This window comes from Nocardioides mangrovicus (assembly GCF_003674065.1).
Lineage (GTDB): Bacteria > Actinomycetota > Actinomycetes > Propionibacteriales > Nocardioidaceae > Marmoricola > Marmoricola mangrovicus.
Genome location: NZ_RDBE01000001.1, coordinates 660,994 through 677,836 on the forward strand (window position 1 = coordinate 660,994; position 16,843 = coordinate 677,836).

16 protein-coding genes are annotated in these 16,843 nt (G+C 72.1%); 6 read left to right on the forward strand and 10 right to left on the reverse strand.

Annotated features, from left to right (window positions below; genetic code table 11):
- Positions 1-2: 2 nt before the first annotated feature.
- The 9 genes from D9V37_RS03260 to D9V37_RS03300 all read right to left on the reverse strand — a co-directional run bounded on the left by D9V37_RS03260 (position 3) and on the right by D9V37_RS03300 (position 9,414).
- On the reverse strand, positions 3-272 hold the full coding sequence (locus D9V37_RS03260) for a hypothetical protein (protein ID WP_121804643.1): 270 nt from the start codon (positions 270-272) through the stop codon (positions 3-5).
- A gap of 92 nt (positions 273-364) precedes the next feature.
- A complete protein-coding gene (locus D9V37_RS03265; protein ID WP_121804644.1) occupies positions 365-937 on the reverse strand; it encodes a hypothetical protein in 573 nt (190 codons plus the stop codon).
- An 8-nt stretch (positions 938-945) separates the two neighbouring features.
- Complete coding sequence (locus tag D9V37_RS03270) at positions 946-2,277, reverse strand: MFS transporter (RefSeq protein ID WP_198412337.1); 1,332 nt, start codon at positions 2,275-2,277, stop codon at positions 946-948.
- Positions 2,274-3,404, reverse strand: coding sequence for an L-talarate/galactarate dehydratase (locus tag D9V37_RS03275; protein WP_121804645.1), 1,131 nt, complete (start codon positions 3,402-3,404; stop codon positions 2,274-2,276). The genes D9V37_RS03270 and D9V37_RS03275 overlap by 4 nt, the downstream gene beginning before the upstream one ends.
- A complete protein-coding gene (locus D9V37_RS03280; protein WP_121804646.1) occupies positions 3,401-4,801 on the reverse strand; it encodes a sugar porter family MFS transporter in 1,401 nt (466 codons plus the stop codon). Before D9V37_RS03280 ends, D9V37_RS03275 begins: the two co-directional genes overlap by 4 nt.
- 35 nt (positions 4,802-4,836) lie before the next feature.
- On the reverse strand, positions 4,837-6,273 hold the full coding sequence (locus D9V37_RS03285; RefSeq protein ID WP_121804647.1) for an aldehyde dehydrogenase (NADP(+)): 1,437 nt from the start codon (positions 6,271-6,273) through the stop codon (positions 4,837-4,839).
- A complete protein-coding gene (locus tag D9V37_RS03290) occupies positions 6,270-7,256 on the reverse strand; it encodes a hypothetical protein (RefSeq protein WP_232524707.1) in 987 nt (328 codons plus the stop codon). Before D9V37_RS03290 ends, D9V37_RS03285 begins: the two co-directional genes overlap by 4 nt.
- On the reverse strand, positions 7,250-8,506 hold the full coding sequence (locus D9V37_RS03295) for an enolase C-terminal domain-like protein (RefSeq protein ID WP_121804959.1): 1,257 nt from the start codon (positions 8,504-8,506) through the stop codon (positions 7,250-7,252). Before D9V37_RS03295 ends, D9V37_RS03290 begins: the two co-directional genes overlap by 7 nt.
- 11 nt (positions 8,507-8,517) lie before the next feature.
- Positions 8,518-9,414, reverse strand: coding sequence for a 5-dehydro-4-deoxyglucarate dehydratase (locus D9V37_RS03300; RefSeq protein ID WP_121804649.1), 897 nt, complete (start codon positions 9,412-9,414; stop codon positions 8,518-8,520).
- Between the two features lie 62 nt (positions 9,415-9,476).
- Here D9V37_RS03300 and D9V37_RS03305 point away from each other — a divergent pair, with 62 nt between their 5' ends.
- The 5 genes from D9V37_RS03305 to D9V37_RS03325 all read left to right on the forward strand — a co-directional run bounded on the left by D9V37_RS03305 (position 9,477) and on the right by D9V37_RS03325 (position 13,420).
- Positions 9,477-10,271 carry an IclR family transcriptional regulator gene (locus D9V37_RS03305; protein ID WP_232524708.1) on the forward strand — a complete coding sequence of 265 codons (795 nt, stop codon included), beginning with the start codon at positions 9,477-9,479 and terminating at the stop codon, positions 10,269-10,271.
- Positions 10,268-11,059, forward strand: a complete 792-nt coding sequence (locus D9V37_RS03310; RefSeq protein WP_121804651.1) for an NAD-dependent epimerase/dehydratase family protein — start codon at positions 10,268-10,270, stop codon at positions 11,057-11,059. The genes D9V37_RS03305 and D9V37_RS03310 overlap by 4 nt, the downstream gene beginning before the upstream one ends.
- A gap of 109 nt (positions 11,060-11,168) precedes the next feature.
- Positions 11,169-11,657, forward strand: a complete 489-nt coding sequence (locus tag D9V37_RS03315; RefSeq protein WP_121804652.1) for a FluC/FEX family fluoride channel — start codon at positions 11,169-11,171, stop codon at positions 11,655-11,657.
- A complete protein-coding gene (gene crcB / locus D9V37_RS03320; protein WP_121804653.1) occupies positions 11,654-12,022 on the forward strand; it encodes a fluoride efflux transporter CrcB in 369 nt (122 codons plus the stop codon). The genes D9V37_RS03315 and crcB overlap by 4 nt, the downstream gene beginning before the upstream one ends.
- A 9-nt stretch (positions 12,023-12,031) precedes the next feature.
- Positions 12,032-13,420 (forward strand): serine/threonine-protein kinase, encoded by a 1,389-nt coding sequence (locus tag D9V37_RS03325; RefSeq protein WP_121804654.1) that lies wholly within the window; start codon positions 12,032-12,034, stop codon positions 13,418-13,420.
- 118 nt (positions 13,421-13,538) lie between these two features.
- On the opposite strand, the gene D9V37_RS03330 is transcribed toward D9V37_RS03325, so the two are convergent.
- Complete coding sequence (locus D9V37_RS03330; RefSeq protein WP_121804655.1) at positions 13,539-14,597, reverse strand: zinc-dependent dehydrogenase; 1,059 nt, start codon at positions 14,595-14,597, stop codon at positions 13,539-13,541.
- Between the two features lie 193 nt (positions 14,598-14,790).
- On the opposite strand from D9V37_RS03330, the gene D9V37_RS03335 reads away from it, so the two are divergent.
- Positions 14,791-16,815, forward strand: a complete 2,025-nt coding sequence (locus tag D9V37_RS03335) for a PTS mannitol transporter subunit IICBA (protein WP_232524709.1) — start codon at positions 14,791-14,793, stop codon at positions 16,813-16,815.
- The last annotated feature ends 28 nt before the right edge of the window (positions 16,816-16,843 follow it).

Here is a 16,843-nt window from a genome sequence, read left to right on the forward strand (position 1 = left end):
GCCTACGGCACCATCCAGTGCGGGTGCGTGTGGCTACCCTTGCAGACGTAACGGCGCCCGACGGCGTCCCACCCGCTGTGCCCGTACTGGGACTGCCGGCAGAACTCGCCGCCACGGATGCAGGTCCCGCTGGAGGTCCGGGTGCAGGCGTGCCGGTGGGCGACCGAGTGCGCGGAGGCGGTGTCGCTGGACGGCGCAGCCGCCGTGGCGGCCCCGGGTGTGACGAGACCGAGGCCGGCGACGAGCGCGATGACGGCCAGGACTGAGCGCATGGATCTCTCCTTCGAGACTGCGTGTGAGGGCGCCAGTGTGTGCTGTCCACAGGCGTCCCCGTGGCCGATTGACAGAACCCGTCGCGACCGTCTCAGTCCAACGCTGAGCGCAGCTCCACCGTGACCTGGTCGAAGCGGTCCTCGCCCAGCCCCAGGGTCCGGCGCACCTCGTAGCGTCCGGCGAGCAGCGCGAGGTCGTCGTCGTCCAGTGCGTCGGGGTCGACGTCGCGCAGCGGCATCGTGAACCAGCGCAGCGCCTCACGGGGGCGGCCGCCGTCGGCGAGCGCCTGGCCGACCATCTCGTAGGTGAGCGACGAGAGCGTGGCGGCGCGGGCGGCGGTGAGCAGGTCGGCGAGGACTGCGTCGGCCTCGTCGTCGCGGCCGTGCTGCAGCAGGAGCAGGAGGAGCGCGGAGACGGCGTAGCGGTCCGGGTCACCGGCGTCGGCGATGGCGGCGCGGAAGGCGGCCTCGGCGCGCTCGGTGTCCTCGGCGAAGCCCCAGAAGTCGCCCGCGGCGTTGAGGAAGCCGCTGCGGGACACCGAACCCGGCGGGCTGCTGGCCGCTCGTTGTTCGAGCGCGTCGGCTAGCTCGGTGGTCGACAGTCCGCTGGCCTGCAGCCGCTCGAGCTCCTCGAGGTAGTCCTCCTCCCAGGCGCCCGGCTCCATAGGCGTGGTTATACCGCGGGGGCTGCTGAGGTCACCATCGGAGGCGTCCGCCGCCGGCGTCCGACGAACACCGCCAGCACCGCCGCGAGCAGGCCGAACAGGGCGAGCGCCACCAGGGCCAGGCTCACCGTGCCGGTCTGGGCCTTGACGACGCCGAAGCCGTACGGCGCGACGAAGCCGCCCAGGTTGCCCAGGGAGTTGATGATCGCGATCGCCGGCGCGAGCACGGCCGGGTGCATGCTGCGCTCGGGCACGGCCCAGAACAGCGAGCTCGCCGCCTTGAAGCACATCGTGCCCACGGTCAGCAGCGCCAGTGCGCCCCAGGGGCCGGTGAAGGCGCTGATCATCGTGGCCACCGCGGCGACGACCAGCGTGAGGACCAGCCAGCGGCGGTGGGAGTCATGCCGGTCGGCGACGCGGTTGAAGCCGAAGGCCGCACCGATCGCGAACACCCACGGGATGGCCGAGAGCCAGCCCACCTCGGTGTCACCCGCGCCGGGGATGTCGTGCAGGATCGAGGGCAGCCAGAAGGTCGTGGCGTAGATCGCCATCGAGCAGGCGAAGAAGATCGCGCAGCAGCCCAGCACGGTGGGGTCGACCAGCACCCGCAGCCGCGAGGGCTTGGCCTGGCCGGCGGTCTGCTCGGCGCGACGGGTGCGCTCGGCGTCCTCCGCGGCCACGACGTCGGCCAGGGCGGTGCGCTCCTCGGCGCTGAGCCAGGTGGCGTCCTCGATGCGCGAGTCGAGCATCGCGTAGGCCACGACGCCGATCACCACCGACAGCGCGCCCTCGGCCACGAACAGCGACTGCCAGCCGGTGAGCCCGAACAGGTGCATCGAGAGCAGCGGCACCGACAGCGGTCCGGAGATCGCGGCGGCGATCGACGACCCGGCGATGAACAGCGCGATGGCGCGACCGCGGTGGGAGTTCGGCACCCAGCGGGTGAAGTAGTAGATGATCGCCGGGAAGAAGCCCGCCTCGGCGACGCCGAGCAGGAAGCGCAGCACGTAGAACGAGCGCTCGCCCTGCACCAGCGCCATCCCGGCCGACACCAGTCCCCAGGTGATCATGATCCGGGTCAGCCAGATCTTCGGCCCGAACCGCTCCATCAGCAGGTTGCTGGGCACCTCGAAGATGGCGTAGGCGATGAAGAACACTCCCGCGCCCAGCCCGTACGCCGCGTCGCCCAGGCCGACGTCGGCCTCCAGGTGCTCCTGGGCGAAGGCGATGTTGCCGCGGTCGAGCTGGTTGCAGATCAGCATGACGACGAACAGCGGCACCACCCGGCGGAAGATCTTGGCCACGGCGCTGGCGGTGTGCCGATCCGAGTACGGGTTCACGATCGTGCCTCCGAGACGGTGACGGAATCGGTGGTCCAGGCCCGGGCCTGCTGGCTCGGGGTGAGTCCCAGACCGGGTCGGTCGGGGACGACCATCTGGCCGTCCCGGGTCTCGAGCCGCTCCTCGAAGAGCGGCTCGAGCCAGTCGAAGTGCTCCACCCAGACCGGGCCCGGGTAGCAGGCGGCCAGCTGCACGTGGAGCTCCATCGCGAAGTGCGGCGCGACGGTGAGGTGGTGCCTCGAGGCATGGGTGAGCAGGGTCAGCAGCTCGGTGATGCCGCCGACGCGGGCGGCGTCGGGCTGCAGCACGTCGACGGCCGCGGCGTCCACCAGGGCCAGGTGCTCGCGCACCGAGGTGAGCATCTCGCCGCTGGCCACGGGCGTCGCGAGGGTGCGGGTGAGGTGGGCGTGCCCCTCGACGTCGTAGGCGTCGAGCGGCTCCTCGATCCAGACCAGCTCGAACGGCTCGAGCAGCCGGCCCATGCGCATCGCGGTGGCCCGGTCCCACTGCTGGTTGGCGTCGACCATGAGCGGCACGTCGTCACCCAGGTGGGCGCGGATCTTCTCCAGCCGCCGCAGGTCCTCGCGCCAGTCGGGCTGGCCGACCTTCACCTTGATGCCGCCGATGCCGCGCTGCAGCGCCGTGGTGGCGTTGGCGCAGACCTCGTCGACCGGGGTGTGCAGGAACCCGCCGGAGGTGTTGTACGTCGGCACCGCGTCGTGGTGGGAGCCGATCAGCTTGGCCAGCGACAGGCCGGCCCGCCGGGCCTTGAGGTCCCACAGTGCGACGTCGAAGGCCGCGATCGCCTGTATGGACAGGCCGCTGCGCCCGACGGAGGCGCCGGCCCACGCCAGCTTCGTCCACAGCCGGCCGATGTCGCTGGGGTCCTCGCCGACGAGGTCGGGCGCCACCTCGACCGCGTGCGCGTACTGGCCGGGCCCGCCCGCGCGCTTGGAGTAGGAGAAGCCGAAGCCGTGGTGACCCTCCGCGGTGTCGATCTCCGCGAGGAGCATCGCCACCTCGGTCATCGCCCGCTGCCGCCCGGTCAGCACCTTCGCGTCGCTGATCGGGGTCGGCAGCGGGAGCGTCACCGAGGAGACCGTGACCCGGGTGATGCGGTCGGTCATCGCGTGACCGCGCCGGCGTCGGTCGGCAGCCCGGCACGGGCCCGCAGGTCCAGCTCGATCTGCTCCAGCGACCGCCCCTTGGTCTCGGGCACCAGCCACCAGGTGAGGAAGAAGAGCACGACGTTGATGCCGGCGAACACGAACATCGAGCCGCCGATGCCCAGCCGCTGCGGCGCCGAGATGAGCGGGAACACGGCGGTGACCACGCCGGTCATCGCCCACAGCACGACGCTGCTCACGCCCATGCCGGCCGGGCGGTTCTTGAGCGGGAAGACCTCGCTCATCATCACCCAGACGATCGCGCCCCAGCCCAGCTCGTAGCCGGCGAGGTAGACGATGATGAGCACGAGCATCAGCAGGCCGCGCGTGCCGGTGTCGGTGACGTTGGTGGCCACCAGCCCGGCGCCGAGCAGGCAGACCGCCATCAAGACGTTGCCCACCAGCAGCAGCGGCTTGCGGCCCCACTTGTCCACCACGAAGACCACCCACGCGGTGAACACGAACTTGGTGATCCCCAGCAGGACGCCGGAGAGCAGCGCCGCCTGCGTGGCCAGGCCCAGCGCGATCAGCATGGTCGGGTAGTAGGCGTTGATCGCGTTCACGCCCGAGAGCTGCTGACCCGCCGCCAGGAGCACGGCCACGAAGAGCATCGGCCGCACCCACGGCTTCCAGAGGTCGCCCGGCCGGCCGCGCTGCTCGTCGATGGCGATGACCTCGCGGATGGTGGCGAGCTCGTGGTCGAGGTCGGCGTCGGACCCGTGCGACTGACGCAGCACGGCTCGCGCGGACGCCTCGTCGCCGTGCTGCAGCAGCCACCTCGGCGTCTCCGGCAGGATCGAGAGGCCGACGATGAGCACGATCGCCGGCACCGCTGCTCCGGCGAGCATGATCCGCCAGTCGCCGGACTTGCCGAGGGCGTAGCTGGTGAGGAAGGCGACGAGGATGCCCAGCACGATGAAGATCTGGTTCAGCGCGCCGAGGGCGCCGCGCAGCCGGGCCGGCGCGAGCTCGGAGAGGTACGTCGGCACCGTCGAGGACGACAGCCCCACCCCGATGCCGATGACGAACCGGCCGAAGGTCAGTACCCCGGCCGATCCGGCCACGGTGGCGATGGCCGTGCCCACCAGCGCCACCGCGCCGGCCAGCTGGATGGTGCGCCGCCGGCCGAGCGCCTTGTTGGTGCGCGCGGAGAGGATCGCGCCGACGACGGCCCCGGCCGAGACACTGGCGGTGATGACGCCGGTGCCCCAGCTGCTCAGGTGCCACAGCTCCGTCACGAACGGCAGCACCCCGGCGACGATGCCCAGGTCGTAGCCGAACAGCACACCCCCGAGCGCGCCGAAGAAGTAGAGCGTGAAGCGGCCGATGTTGCGAGGTGGTGCGGTTGTCTGCGCCATTGCAGTGCCTCCGAGTAGGCGGTGGGGGGTTCTTCTCAGGGGTGAGGTGTCCCGTCGACGCGACGGGGGAGCGACCAGGGGTTGGCCTCCTGCAGGGCCGGTGGCAGCAGGGCGTCGGGGAAGCCCTGCCAGGCGACGGGGCGCAGGAAGCGCTCGATGGCGGCGGTGCCCACCGACGTCGTGGTGGGCGCGGTCGTCGCCGGGTAGGGGCCGCCGTGCTGCTGGGCCCAGGTGACGGTCACGCCGGTGGGCCACTGGTTCCACAGCAGCCGGCCGGCCAGTCGCTGCAGCGACGGCATCAGGTCGCGCACCAGGTCGGCGTCGGACTCCTCGGCCTGCACGGTCAGCGTCAGGTTCGGCTCGAGCGCGTCCAGCACGGCGCGCAGCTCGTCGGGCGAGCGGTAGGTCGCCACGACCGACGTCGGGCCGAACGCCTCCTCGGCGAGGTTCTCGACGTCGGCCAGCAGCTCCTCGGCGGTGACCCCCAGCAGCTGTGGTGCGGGCGCTTGGTGGCTGCCGCCCTCGACGGCGGCGATGCGGCCGGCGCGGGCGAGGTCGCTCACGCGCTGGGCGTAGCCGTCGGCGATCTTGTCGTTGAGCAGCGGCTGCGGCTTCGTGGTGCCGACGGCGTCGACCAGCGCCTTGTCCAGGTCGGTGCCGTCGGGCACCAGCAGCAGGCCCGGCTTCGTGCAGAACTGGCCGGCGCCCATCGTGAACGACGCCGCGAACTGCTCGGCGATCTCCGCGGCGCGGGCGTCGAGCGCGGCCTGGGTCACCACCACCGGGTTGAGGCTGCCGAGCTCGCCGTAGAACGGGATCGGCCGTGGCCGTGCGCCCGCGATGTCGAACAGCGCGCGGCCACCCTTGACCGAGCCGGTGAACGCCGCCGCGACGATGCGCGGGTCGCGCAGCGCGGCCACGCCGGCCTCGTCGCCGGCGATGACGGCGAACGCGCCGTCGGGCGCGCCGGCCCGGGCCAGCGCCTCCGTGACCACCTGGCCGGTGCGCTCGGAGAGCCGCAAGTGACCCGGGTGGGCCTTGAGCACCACCGGGCAGCCGGCGGCCAGCGCCGAGGCCGTGTCGCCCCCGGCGACGCTGAAGGCGAAGGGGAAGTTGCTGGCCGCGAACACCAGCACCGGCCCGATCGCGGTCTGCGCCCGGCGGATGTCGGGCCGTGGGCCCATCGGCCAGTCCGGGTCGGCGTGGTCGACGGTCGCGTCGAGCCAGGCGCCGTCGACCAGCACGTCGGCGAACAGGCGCAGCTGGAACGTGGTCCGCGCCAGCTCGCCCTTCAGTCGCGGCTCCGCCGGCAGGTGGCTCTCCTCGTGGGCCAGCGGCACCAGCTCGTCGGCGGCCGCGTCGAGGGCGTCGGCGACGGCGCGCAGCCAGCCGGCGCGCTCCTGCGGTGTGCTCGCGGCGAAGGGCGCCGCTGCCTCGGCGGCGGCCGTGAGGGTCTTCTCCAGATCGGTCATGCGCTCAGTCTTTCCAGGTCGGGCCAGCGGGCCGGGCCCGCGAGGCCGAGGTGGTAGAGGTGCAGCTCGTCGGCGCCGGCCTGTGCCAGTGCCGCGGCGTAGCCCTTCGGGTCGGGCAGTCTCGTGGGGCCGACGGCCGTGACGTAGGCGCCGACGCGCTCGGCCTGTGTCGCCCGCACCGTGTCGGCGCCGGTGCTGGGGTCCCAGGCCTTGACGACGACGGTGCCGACGTCGGCTGCGGCCGAGGCGGTGAGGCCGGGGTTCGCGCCGGTCTCCCACGGGTCGGGCGAGGCGTGCAGGACCAGCCGGTCCCGCGAGATCGCCAGGGCGTCGACGAGCTGGCGGCGCAGCAGGTCGGTGGACTCCTGGCGCCGCTCGAGGCCGCCGGCGCCGCAGGCCTCGCAGTGGCAGGTGCTGAGCCGGCGGACGTCGTCGGCGGTCCACACCGCGTCGGTCTTCTCGTGCGTGCACTGGTGCAGCACGCCCATCTGGCCGCACGACTCCAGCACCACGCGGTGCACCGGCAGGTCGCGGACCGCCTCGACCGCCAGCACCGTGGCGTAGTCGCGCACCTCCGCATGGGAGGGGCACAGCGCCCAGGGATACGTCTCACCGAGGTGGTTGCGCACGGCGAGCTCGGGGTGCGCGGCGCCCAGCCGGGAGTCGTGCAGCAGCACCAGCCAGGCGCTGGCGGCGATACCGGCGTCGTTCAGCAACGTGAACGCCGTCTCGGCGACGTCCGCTTCGACCCAGCTCGGTCGACCCGGAGTCAGCCGGCCGAACGCCGTCTCGCGCACGGCACGGTAGACGGCGGCATGGCTGGCGATCACGCTGCTGCGCCGCGTCGACCACGGGGTCGCTGCCCGGGCGCTGTGGTAGCTCACCGCCACGGCGACCTCGTCGACGCCGAGCGAGCGGGCTCGCTCGACGAACCCGGGCTCGACGACGTCCCAGGGGTAGGCGTAGCCGACCAGCCTCACCATCGAGCGGTGTTGGGCGTGAAGCCCGGCTCCCAGCGGCGCATGTAGCTGACGTCGTCGCGGTTGGTCTGACCGCAGGTCGTGTAGCGCTCGTGTGCCCGGGCGAGGGCGTCGCGGTCGAGGCTGACGCCCAGCCCCGGGCCGGTGGGTACGGCGACCGCGCCGCCCTCGAAGTCCAGCACGCCGGGCTCGATCACGTCGGCGGTCTTCCACGGCCAGTGCGTGTCGCAGGCGTACGTGAGCTGCCGGGTGGCGGCGGCGACGTGCACCATCGCGGCCAGGCTGATGCCCAGGTGGCTGTTGGAGTGCATCGACAGGCCCACCCCGAACGCGCCGCACGTGGTGCCCAGCGCCAGGGTGTCGCGCAGCCCGCCCCAGAAGTGGTGGTCGGAGAGCACGACGCCGACCGCCTCGGCCCGGAAGGCGGGTGCGACGTCGGCGAAGGAGACCACGCACATGTTGGTGGCCAGCGGCATCGGTGCCCGCCGGGCCACCGCGGCCATGCCCTCGATGCCCGGGGTCGGGTCCTCGAGGTACTCCAGGACGCCGTCGAGCCGCTCGGCCACCTTCACCGAGGTGTCCACCTGCCAGGCGGCGTTGGGGTCCAGGCGCAGTGGCAGGTCGGGGAAGGCCTCGGCCAGCGCCTCGATCGCCTCGCACTCCTCCTCGGGGGCGAAGACGCCGCCCTTGAGCTTGATCGAGCCGAAGCCGTACTCCTCGATCATCGTGGTGGCCTGCCCGACGATCTCCGCGGGTGTGAGCGCGCGTCCCCAGCGGTCGCCGGAGCCGTCCTGGTGGGTCTCGTACTTGTAGAACAGGTAGGCCGAGAAGTCCACGCGATCACGGGCCGCACCGCCCAGCAGGTCGACGACCGGGACGCCGAGCCGGTGACCCTGGGCGTCGAGGAAGGCGACCTCGATCAGCGAGTACACGCTGGCCACCGTCTTGTCGGCGGAGTAGCCGCCGATCAGGCCGTGGGCGTCGGTGACGACCGCGCCGGCCAGGGTCTCGGTGACCAGGCGCCGCAGGCCGGGCAGGTCGAACACGTCCGCCCCGGCGAGTCGCTCGACCACGCGCCGCGCCTGCTCGAGGAACGAGGCGTCGCCGTAGGACTCGCCGAGCCCGACCACGCCGTCCTCGCACTCCACCTCCAGCACGCTGCGCAGCGCCGACGGCTCGTGCACGCCCATGCAGTTGAGCAGCGGCGGGTCGGCGAAGGCGACCGGCGTGAGGGTGGCGCCCAGGACCTTCATGCCGGCGCCCTTCACGAGACCGCCTTGAGGCCGGCGGTGACGATCTGGTCCAGCCGCTCGAGCTGGTCCTGCCGCGGCTCGACCAGCGGCGGACGTACGCCGCCGACGCGGTGGCCGCGCTGTCGCGCCGCGGCCTTGACCAGTGAGACCGCGAACCCGGGCGTCTCGTCGCGCAGCGCCACCAGCGGCAGGTAGAAGTCCGCGAGCAACCGGTCGGTGGTCGCGGTGTCGCCGTCGTGCAGCGCGGTGTAGAAGGCCATCGCGATCTCCGGGGCGAAGCAGTGGACGGCCGAGGAGTAGCGCGCGACGTCGATCGCGGCGTACGCGCGGGCCGAGACCTCGGCGGTGGGCAGGCCGTTGAAGAACAAGAAGGCGGCCGAGCGTGCACGCACGGCCGAGACGATGCGGGTCATCAGGTCGACGTTGCCCAGGCCGTCCTTGAGGCCGACGACCGAGGGCAGGTCGACGAGCTCGGCCGCGGTCGACGGGGTGAACAGCCCGGTGCCGCGGTGGTAGACCACGACCGGGACCGACGAGCCGGCCACGGCGTAGCGGACGTAGTCCAGCGTGCCCTCGGGCGGGCCTGCGGTGAGGTACGGCGGCAGCAGGAGCACGCCGTCCGCACCGCCGGACTCTGCGGCACGGATCCCGGCCCGGGCGTCGGCCGCGCTGCCGCCGGCGCCCACCCACACCGGCACCCGGCCGGCGGCGGCGTCGCGGCCCGCGGCGAGCAGCGCCAGCACCTCCTGGCCCGACAGTGCGCTGAACTCGCCGGTGCCGCAGGCCAGGAACACCGCGGAGGCGCCGTCCTCGACGTGCCGGTCGACGCCCTCGGCGTACGCGGACAGGTCGAGCGTCAGGTCGGCGTCGAACGGCGTGAGCGGAAAGGCGAGCAGACCTTCGAGCAAGTGTCAGTCCTTTGAATAATGTTCATATACGTGAATAACGTCCACAAGTTAGGCTGCTGATCGTGGTGACGTCAACTGCCCCCCAGGAGCCGCCGGAGAGTGCCGGCGTGAAGTCGGCCCGTCGCGCCATCGAGCTGGTCGAGACCTTCGCGGCCGCGGACGGCTGGTTGACCGCGAGCGAGCTGCACGAGCGCACCGGCATGCCGCGCTCGAGCCTCCACGGCCTGCTCCGCACGCTGCACGAGGCGGGTTGGGTCTCCGCCGACGAGGGGCAGGGTCGCTACCGGCTCGGCGTCCGGGCGCTGATCTGCGGCACGGCCTACCTCGACCGCGACCCGGTGGCGGTCCACGCCACCCGCACGCTGGAGGACGTCCGCTCGCGCACCGGCTACACCGCCCACTTCGCGCGCCGGCACGGCGACGAGGTGGTCTACCTCGAGACCCGCGAGTCCCAGCGCTCCACCCACCTGGTCTCCCGCGTGGGCCGGACGCTGCCCGCGCACGCGACCGCGCTGGGCAAGGCGCTGCTGGCCGAGCTGACGACCGAGGAGGTCGACCGGGTGCTGCCCGCCGAGCTGCGCCCCCTCACGCCGAACACGGTCACCGACCGGGCGGCGCTGCACGAGCAGCTGGCCCAGGTGCGCGACGAGGGTGTGGCCTCGGAGGTCGAGGAGAGCAGCCTGGGCGTGCGGTGCGTCGCGGCGGTGATCCCGTACCGGATCCCCGCCACCGACGCGCTGAGCTGCTCGATGCCGATGGAGCACTCCTCCGACCTGGCCGCCATCCGGCTCGAGGAGGTGCTGCGCGACGCGGCCGACGAGCTGGGCCGGACGCTCCGCAAGGCGGGCATCCGATGAGCGCGACCGGCCGCGTGCTGCTGACCGGTGCCGCCGGCAACCTCGGCACGCTGCTGCGGCCCCGGCTGCGGCGCGAGGGTCGGACGCTGCGACTGCTCGACGTCGCGGCGCTGGACCCCGGCCCGGGGGAGGAGGCGCTGCAGGGCAGCGTCACCGACGCCGAGGTCATGGCACGGGCCTGCGAGGACGTCGACGCGGTCGTGCACCTCGGCGGACTGAGCCGCGAGGCGCCCTGGACCGACATCCTCGAGGTCAACATCGACGGCACCCACACCGTCCTGGAGGCCGCGCGGCTGGCCGGGGTGCCGCGGGTGGTCCTGGCCTCCAGCAACCACGCGGTGGGGTTCCGCACCCTCGAGCCCGAGCTGCCCGCCGACTCCAGCTGCCGGCCCGACACCTACTACGGCGTCAGCAAGGCCGCGATGGAGGCGCTGGGCAGTCTCTACCACTCGCGGTTCGGCATGGACGTCGTCGCGATCCGGATCGGCTCGTGCTTCCCGACGCCGGTCGAGCTCGGCATCCGCGGGCTCTCGACCTGGCTGTCCCCGGACGACGGCGGCCGGCTCGTCGAGGCCTGCCTGAGCGCGCCGAGCCCGGGCTTCCGCGTGGTGTGGGGCGTCAGCGACAACACCCGTCGCGTCTACTCGCTGGCCGAGGCGGAGGCGCTCGGCTACCGAAGCCAGGACGACGCCGAGGTCTACGCCGACCAGATCGAGGACCCGACCCCGCCCGGGGAGTACGTCGGCGGGCCCGCCTTCACCCAGTGCGAGCTCGGTCGGCCGAACTGAGTCGTCTCGACTAGGGTGTGACGCCACGGCGGTGGGGCTCGCCGGACCGAACCGTAACGCCGGTGGGCGTCGCCAACAGTCCCTACCCGACCCGGTAGGAGTGCGCCCCATGAGCCCCGACGACCGCCCCGACGAGAGCCCCGACCATCTCGATCGTCCGGGTCGCACCGGCTCCGAGCCGGAGGACACCGACCGCGACCGGCCGCGGCCCCCGCGCCTGGAGTGGGACGTGGTGGGGGTCGTCGCCGCCGGCGGTGCGATCGGCAGCGTGGCCCGCTGGGGGGTCGGCGAGCTGGTGCCGCACGCCGCGGGCGCGTTCGTGTGGAGCACCTTCCTCGACAACGTGCCCGGCGCCTTCCTGCTCGGCCTGCTGACCGCGCTGGTCTACGACGTCTGGGCGCCGACGCGGCTGGTGCGGCCGTTCTGGGGCGTCGGCGTGCTCGGCGGATACACCACGTTCTCCACCTGGATGCTCGACGCGCACGACCAGCTGCGGGCCGGGGCGTTGCCCACCCTGGCGCTGTACGTCTCCTTGACGCTGGTGCTCGGCCTCGCCGCGGCGTGGGCCGGGCTCGCGCTCGGACGGCGCTTCGCATGAGCGTGCTGCTCGTCCTCCTCGGCGGCGCGGTGGGAGCACCGCTGCGCTACCTGACCGACCGCTACGTGCAGGCCCGGCACGACCAGCCGTTCGCCTGGGGCACGTTCCTGGTCAACGTCGCGGGTTCGCTCCTGCTGGGGATCGTCGCCGGGGCGGTGGCCCAGGCGGACGCGCCGACCTGGGTGCAGACCCTCGTCGGCACCGGGGTGTGCGGCGCGCTGACGACGTTCTCCACGTTCTCGGTCGAGATCGTCCGGCTCCTCGAGGAGCGGCGCACCGGCGTCGCCGGGCTGTACGTGGTCGCCAGCCTCGTCGCCGGGTTCGCCGCCCTGAGCCTCGGCTGGTGGTTGGCGGCGTCCTTCTAGTCTTGCGCCGTGACCACGCTCGCCGACCGCTACGAGCTGCTGCGCGAGGTGGGTCGAGGCGGGGCGGGCGTCGTCTGGCTGGCCCAGGACACGCTGCTGGGACGCCAGGTCGCGGTGAAGCGGATCGGGCTGCTGCCCGGGGCCACCGAGGAGGACGTCGACCGGGTCCGCCGCGAGGCGCGCGTCTCGGCGATGGTCAGCGACGAGCACGTGGTGATGGTCTACGACCAGGTGCCGGGCGCGGCGGGGGAGTCCTGGCTGGTGATGGAGTACGTCCCCAGCCGCAACCTGGCGCAGATCGTGCGCGCCGACGGTCCGGTGCCGACCGAGACGGCCGCCGGCTACCTTCAGCAGGCGGCCAAGGCGCTCACCGCCGCCCACCGGGCGGGCATCGTGCACCGCGACGTCAAGCCCTCGAACCTGCTGGTGCGCGAGGACGGGCTGGTCAAGCTCAGCGACTTCGGTGTCGCCCGCGTGGAGCAGGACCAGACCATCACCATGACCGGCACGCTGGTCGGCTCACCGAGCTACCTGGCCCCCGAGGTCGCCTCCGGGTCAGCCGCCAGCCCGCGCAGCGACATGTGGTCGCTGGGGGCGACGGCCTTCCACGCGCTGGAGGGGCACGCGCCGTACGCGGCCGACGGACCGCTGGTCGGCACGCTGTACAAGATCGTCAACGACGAGCCGCCGCAGCCCACCCGGGCCGGCTGGCTGGCGCCGATGGTGCGCGGGCTGATGCAGCGCGACCCGGCGGCGCGGTGGTCGGCCGAGCAGGTGGTGGACTTCCTGGGCTCGCGCGGCAGGACGGCCGCGCCGGTGGTCACGCCGGTCGTCCCACTCGACGCCGCCCCCGAGCCAGCCCCCGAGCCCGCCCCTGAGCGCACCGCCTCGTTCGCGCCCGCGCGACGCCGTGGCGGCCGGTTGCCGCTGCTGCTGGTGGGCGTGGGCCTGGTGCTGCTGCTCGCGATCGTCGCGGGCGTCGTGCTCCTGGACCGCCGGGGTGGCGGCGACGGCGGCAGTGCCGCCACGGCCAGCAGCAGCCCCACTCCGAGTGCCACCGCGAGCAGCACGCCGAGCCCCACCGCGGCCACGATGGCGGCGTTCGTGCAGACCTACCTGACCACGGTCACCAGCGACGCCGACGAGGCCTTCGCCATGCTGACCCCCGCCTTCCAGGCCACCAGCGGCGGCATCAAGGGCTACGAGGGGTTCTGGGGCACCGTCCGTGACGCCACCGCGAGCAACGTCAGCGCCGACCCCGCCAAGCTGACCGTCAGCTACGACGTCGCCTACCGGATGCGGCGCGGCAAGGACACCACCGACTCGGTGACGCTCTACCTCGTGCAGGACGGCGACGGCTACAAGATCGCCGGGGATGATGGCAATCCGCCCTCGTGAGGCTCGCGAAGCGAGCTGTGAGAGGGCGGATAGAAGTCTCGGCGAGACGACCGCAGACGGCGACGACGCCACGGAGCGAGGAGTGAAGGGGTCTGCCTGAACCTGGGGAACGAGGTCCTCAAGGCTCGACAGTCACCTTGATCGCCTCGCCGTTCTGCACGATCGAGAACGCCTCGAGGGCGCGCTCGAGGGGGATGTGCTCGGTGATGAGGTCCTTGACCGGCACCTGGCCGGTGGAGATGTACTCCAGCGCGCGCTTGTTGTGCTCGGGGGCCGAGCCGTTGGCGCCGTGGATGTGCAGCTGGCGGTAGTGCACGACGTTGGAGTCGCAGGTGATGGTCGGGTTGGTCTTGGGCAGGCCGCCGAAGAAGGAGATCCGGCCGTTGCGGGCGGCCATCGCGATGGCCTGCTCCTGGGTGACGTTGGCCGCGGTGGCGGTGATGACGACGTCGGCGCCACGGCCGTCGGTGAGCTCCATGACCTTCTCCACGACGTCGACCTCGGAGGCGTCGATGACCTCGTCGGGGTGGACGGCGTCGGCCGACATCTTCAGCCGGGCGGCGTTGACGTCGACCAGGAACACCCGGCCCGCCTCGTGCACGCCGCGGGCGATGCGGATGTGCATGCACCCGATGGGGCCGGCGCCGAAGACGACCACGGTGTCGCCGGCCTCGATGCCGAGCAGCTCCTGGGCGTTGATGGCGCAGGCGAAGGGCTCCGCGGCGGAGGCCTCGTCATAGCCGACGTTGTCGGGGATCTTGTTCAGGCCGTCGACCTTGAGCACCTGGCGCGGCACGATCATGTACTCGGCGAAGCCGCCGTCGTACTGGTAGCCCACCGAGGTCTGGTTCTCGCACACCGCCATCCAGCCCTTGCGGCACTCGTAGCACTCCCCGCAGGGCACGGCGGCGATGACCTGGCACCGGTCGCCGACCTGCCAGTCGCTACCGAACGTGGCGTTGACGTCGGCGCCGACCTCGACGACCTCGCCGGCGATCTCGTGCCCGATGGTGCGCGGCGGCGTCAGGTTCTGGTGGCCGTTGTGGAGGATCTTGACGTCGGTGCCGCAGGTGGAGCAGTTGCGCACCCGCAGCTTGACCTCGTCGGGCCCGCACTCGGGCTCGGGCACGTCCTCGAGCCGTACGTCCTCGGGAGCGTAGAAGCGCAGCGCCTGCATCGGCCGGTCCTCTCTGTTACGGGTCGTCCTGGGTGGTCGGGGTCACTTTAGCCGATGCTTTGGTTGGAAGTGGTTGGCAACATGTTGGTTTTGCCCTCTTGACTCCCCGGAATCTGCGGAGATATAAACACGATCACAGATCCTGTGGTGATCGGAGTCACAGGTGCGCTCACACGACCAGGGAGGCCCGTCGGTGGCCACAGCAACTACCAGTCCGCAGCGCAGCGGGAGCGCGCGGCTGCACGTCCAGCGGTTCGGGACGTTCTTGTCCAACATGATCCTGCCCAACATCGGCGCGTTCATCGCCTGGGGACTGATCACGGCCCTGGTCATCGAGACCGGCTGGATCCACCTCATCGGGCACAACTGGTTCGGCTACGACGGCAGCTACGGCATCGTCGAGAAGCTGGGCCACTGGGGCTCCTACGCCAAGGACGACAACGCCGGCATCGTCGGCCCGATGATCACCTACCTGCTGCCGCTGCTCATCGGCTACACCGGCGGCCGGATGATGTACGACGACCAGCTGCGCGGCGGCGTGGTCGGCGCGATCGCCACGATGGGCGCGGTCACCGGCTCCCCGGTGCCCATGTTCCTCGGCGCGATGATCATGGGCCCGCTCGGCGGCTGGTCGATGAAGAAGCTCGACGGGCTGTGGGCGCACAAGATCCGGCCGGGCTTCGAGATGCTGGTCAACAACTTCTCCGCCGGCATCTGGGGCATGGTGCTGGCCTTCGTCGGCTTCGTGGTGGCCGCGCCGTTCGTCAGCGGGTTCTCCAGCCTGGCCGGCAAGGTCGTGAAGTTCCTCATCGACAACCACCTGCTGCCGCTCACCTCGATCTTCATCGAGCCGGCCAAGGTGCTCTTCCTCAACAACGCGGTCGGCAACGGCATCTTGGTGCCGCTGGGCATCACCCAGGCCTCCGGCTCCGACGGCAAGTCGATCCTGTTCCTGCTCGAGGCCAACCCCGGCCCGGGTGTGGGCCTGCTGATCGCGTTCGCGCTGTTCGGCAAGGGCATCGCGAAGTCCTCGGCGCCCGGCGCGATCCTCATCCAGTTCATCGGCGGCATCCACGAGATCTACTTCCCCTACGTGCTGATGAAGCCGCGCCTGATCGTCGCGCTGATCCTCGGCGGCATGACCGGTGTCGCGACGAACCTCGTCTTCGACTCCGGTCTGCGGTCCCCGGCCTCGCCCGGCTCGATCATCGCCGTCTGGGCCGCCGCCCCGCCGAGCAGCCTGGTGGGGGTCACGCTGTCGGTGATCTTCTCCGCGGCGGTCTCCGGTGCGGTCGCCGCCTTCCTGCTCAAGATCGACCGCAGCGACGACGACGGCGACCTGGCCGACGCCACCGCGAGCATGGAGGGGATGAAGGGCAAGAAGTCCTCTGTGGCCGGTGCCCTGGTCGGCTCCGGAGCCGGTGCGGCCGGTAGCCCGATCCACTCCATCGTGTTCGCCTGCGACGCCGGGATGGGCTCCTCGGCCATGGGCGCCTCGGTGCTGCGCAAGAAGATCCAGGCGGCCGGTTTCGGTGACGTCACCGTGGTCAACAAGGCGATCTCCAGCCTGACCGACACCTACGACCTCGTGGTCAGCCACCAGGACCTGACCGCCCGCGCCCAGCAGAAGACGCCCTCGGCCACCCACGTGCCGGTGGCGAACTTCATGAGCGCGCCGGAGTACGACGACGTCGTCGCGCTGCTGGCCGAGCGCAACAACGGCGAGGGCGGCGCCGACGGGACTGCGGAGGCCGCTGCGGCTCCCGCGGCCGGCGGGGTCGGCTCCGACCTGCTCGGCCGGGACTCGATCGTGCTCGACGCCACGGGGTCGCGCGAGGACGCCATCACCCGGGCCGGTGAGCTGCTGGTGGCCCGCGGAGCGGTGGAGCCCTCCTACGTCGAGGCGATGCACGAGCGCGAGCAGTCGGTGTCGACCTACATGGGCAACCTGCTGGCCATCCCGCACGGCACCAACGAGGCCAAGAGCGCGGTGCACAGCAGTGCGCTGAGCTTCGTACGGTTCCCGCAGGGCGTGGACTGGAAGGGCAAGGAGGTCAAGTTCGTGATCGGCATCGCCGCCACGGGCAACGACCACCTCAAGCTGCTGGGCCAGATCGCCGAGATCTTCCTCAGCTCCGAGCAGGTGGCCCGGCTCGAGGCCGCCACCACGCCCGACGAGGTGCTCGAGGTGCTCGGCGGGGTGCGCCAGCCGGCCTGAGCGCAGTCCGCACGACCGATGACGGCGT

Coding starts and splice junctions, on each gene's coding strand:
- D9V37_RS03285 (WP_121804647.1), bottom strand. CDS start 6,273: ATGACCGATCTGGAGAAGACCCTCACGGCCGCCGCCGAGGCAGCGGCG.
- D9V37_RS03275 (WP_121804645.1), bottom strand. CDS start 3,404: ATGACCGACCGCATCACCCGGGTCACGGTCTCCTCGGTGACGCTCCCG.
- D9V37_RS03310 (WP_121804651.1), top strand. CDS start 10,268: ATGAGCGCGACCGGCCGCGTGCTGCTGACCGGTGCCGCCGGCAACCTC.
- D9V37_RS03330 (WP_121804655.1), bottom strand. CDS start 14,597: ATGCAGGCGCTGCGCTTCTACGCTCCCGAGGACGTACGGCTCGAGGAC.
- D9V37_RS03290 (WP_232524707.1), bottom strand. CDS start 7,256: ATGGTGAGGCTGGTCGGCTACGCCTACCCCTGGGACGTCGTCGAGCCC.
- crcB (WP_121804653.1), top strand. CDS start 11,654: ATGAGCGTGCTGCTCGTCCTCCTCGGCGGCGCGGTGGGAGCACCGCTG.
- D9V37_RS03265 (WP_121804644.1), bottom strand. CDS start 937: ATGGAGCCGGGCGCCTGGGAGGAGGACTACCTCGAGGAGCTCGAGCGG.
- D9V37_RS03295 (WP_121804959.1), bottom strand. CDS start 8,506: ATGAAGGTCCTGGGCGCCACCCTCACGCCGGTCGCCTTCGCCGACCCG.
- D9V37_RS03260 (WP_121804643.1), bottom strand. CDS start 272: ATGCGCTCAGTCCTGGCCGTCATCGCGCTCGTCGCCGGCCTCGGTCTC.
- D9V37_RS03280 (WP_121804646.1), bottom strand. CDS start 4,801: ATGGCGCAGACAACCGCACCACCTCGCAACATCGGCCGCTTCACGCTC.
- D9V37_RS03315 (WP_121804652.1), top strand. CDS start 11,169: ATGAGCCCCGACGACCGCCCCGACGAGAGCCCCGACCATCTCGATCGT.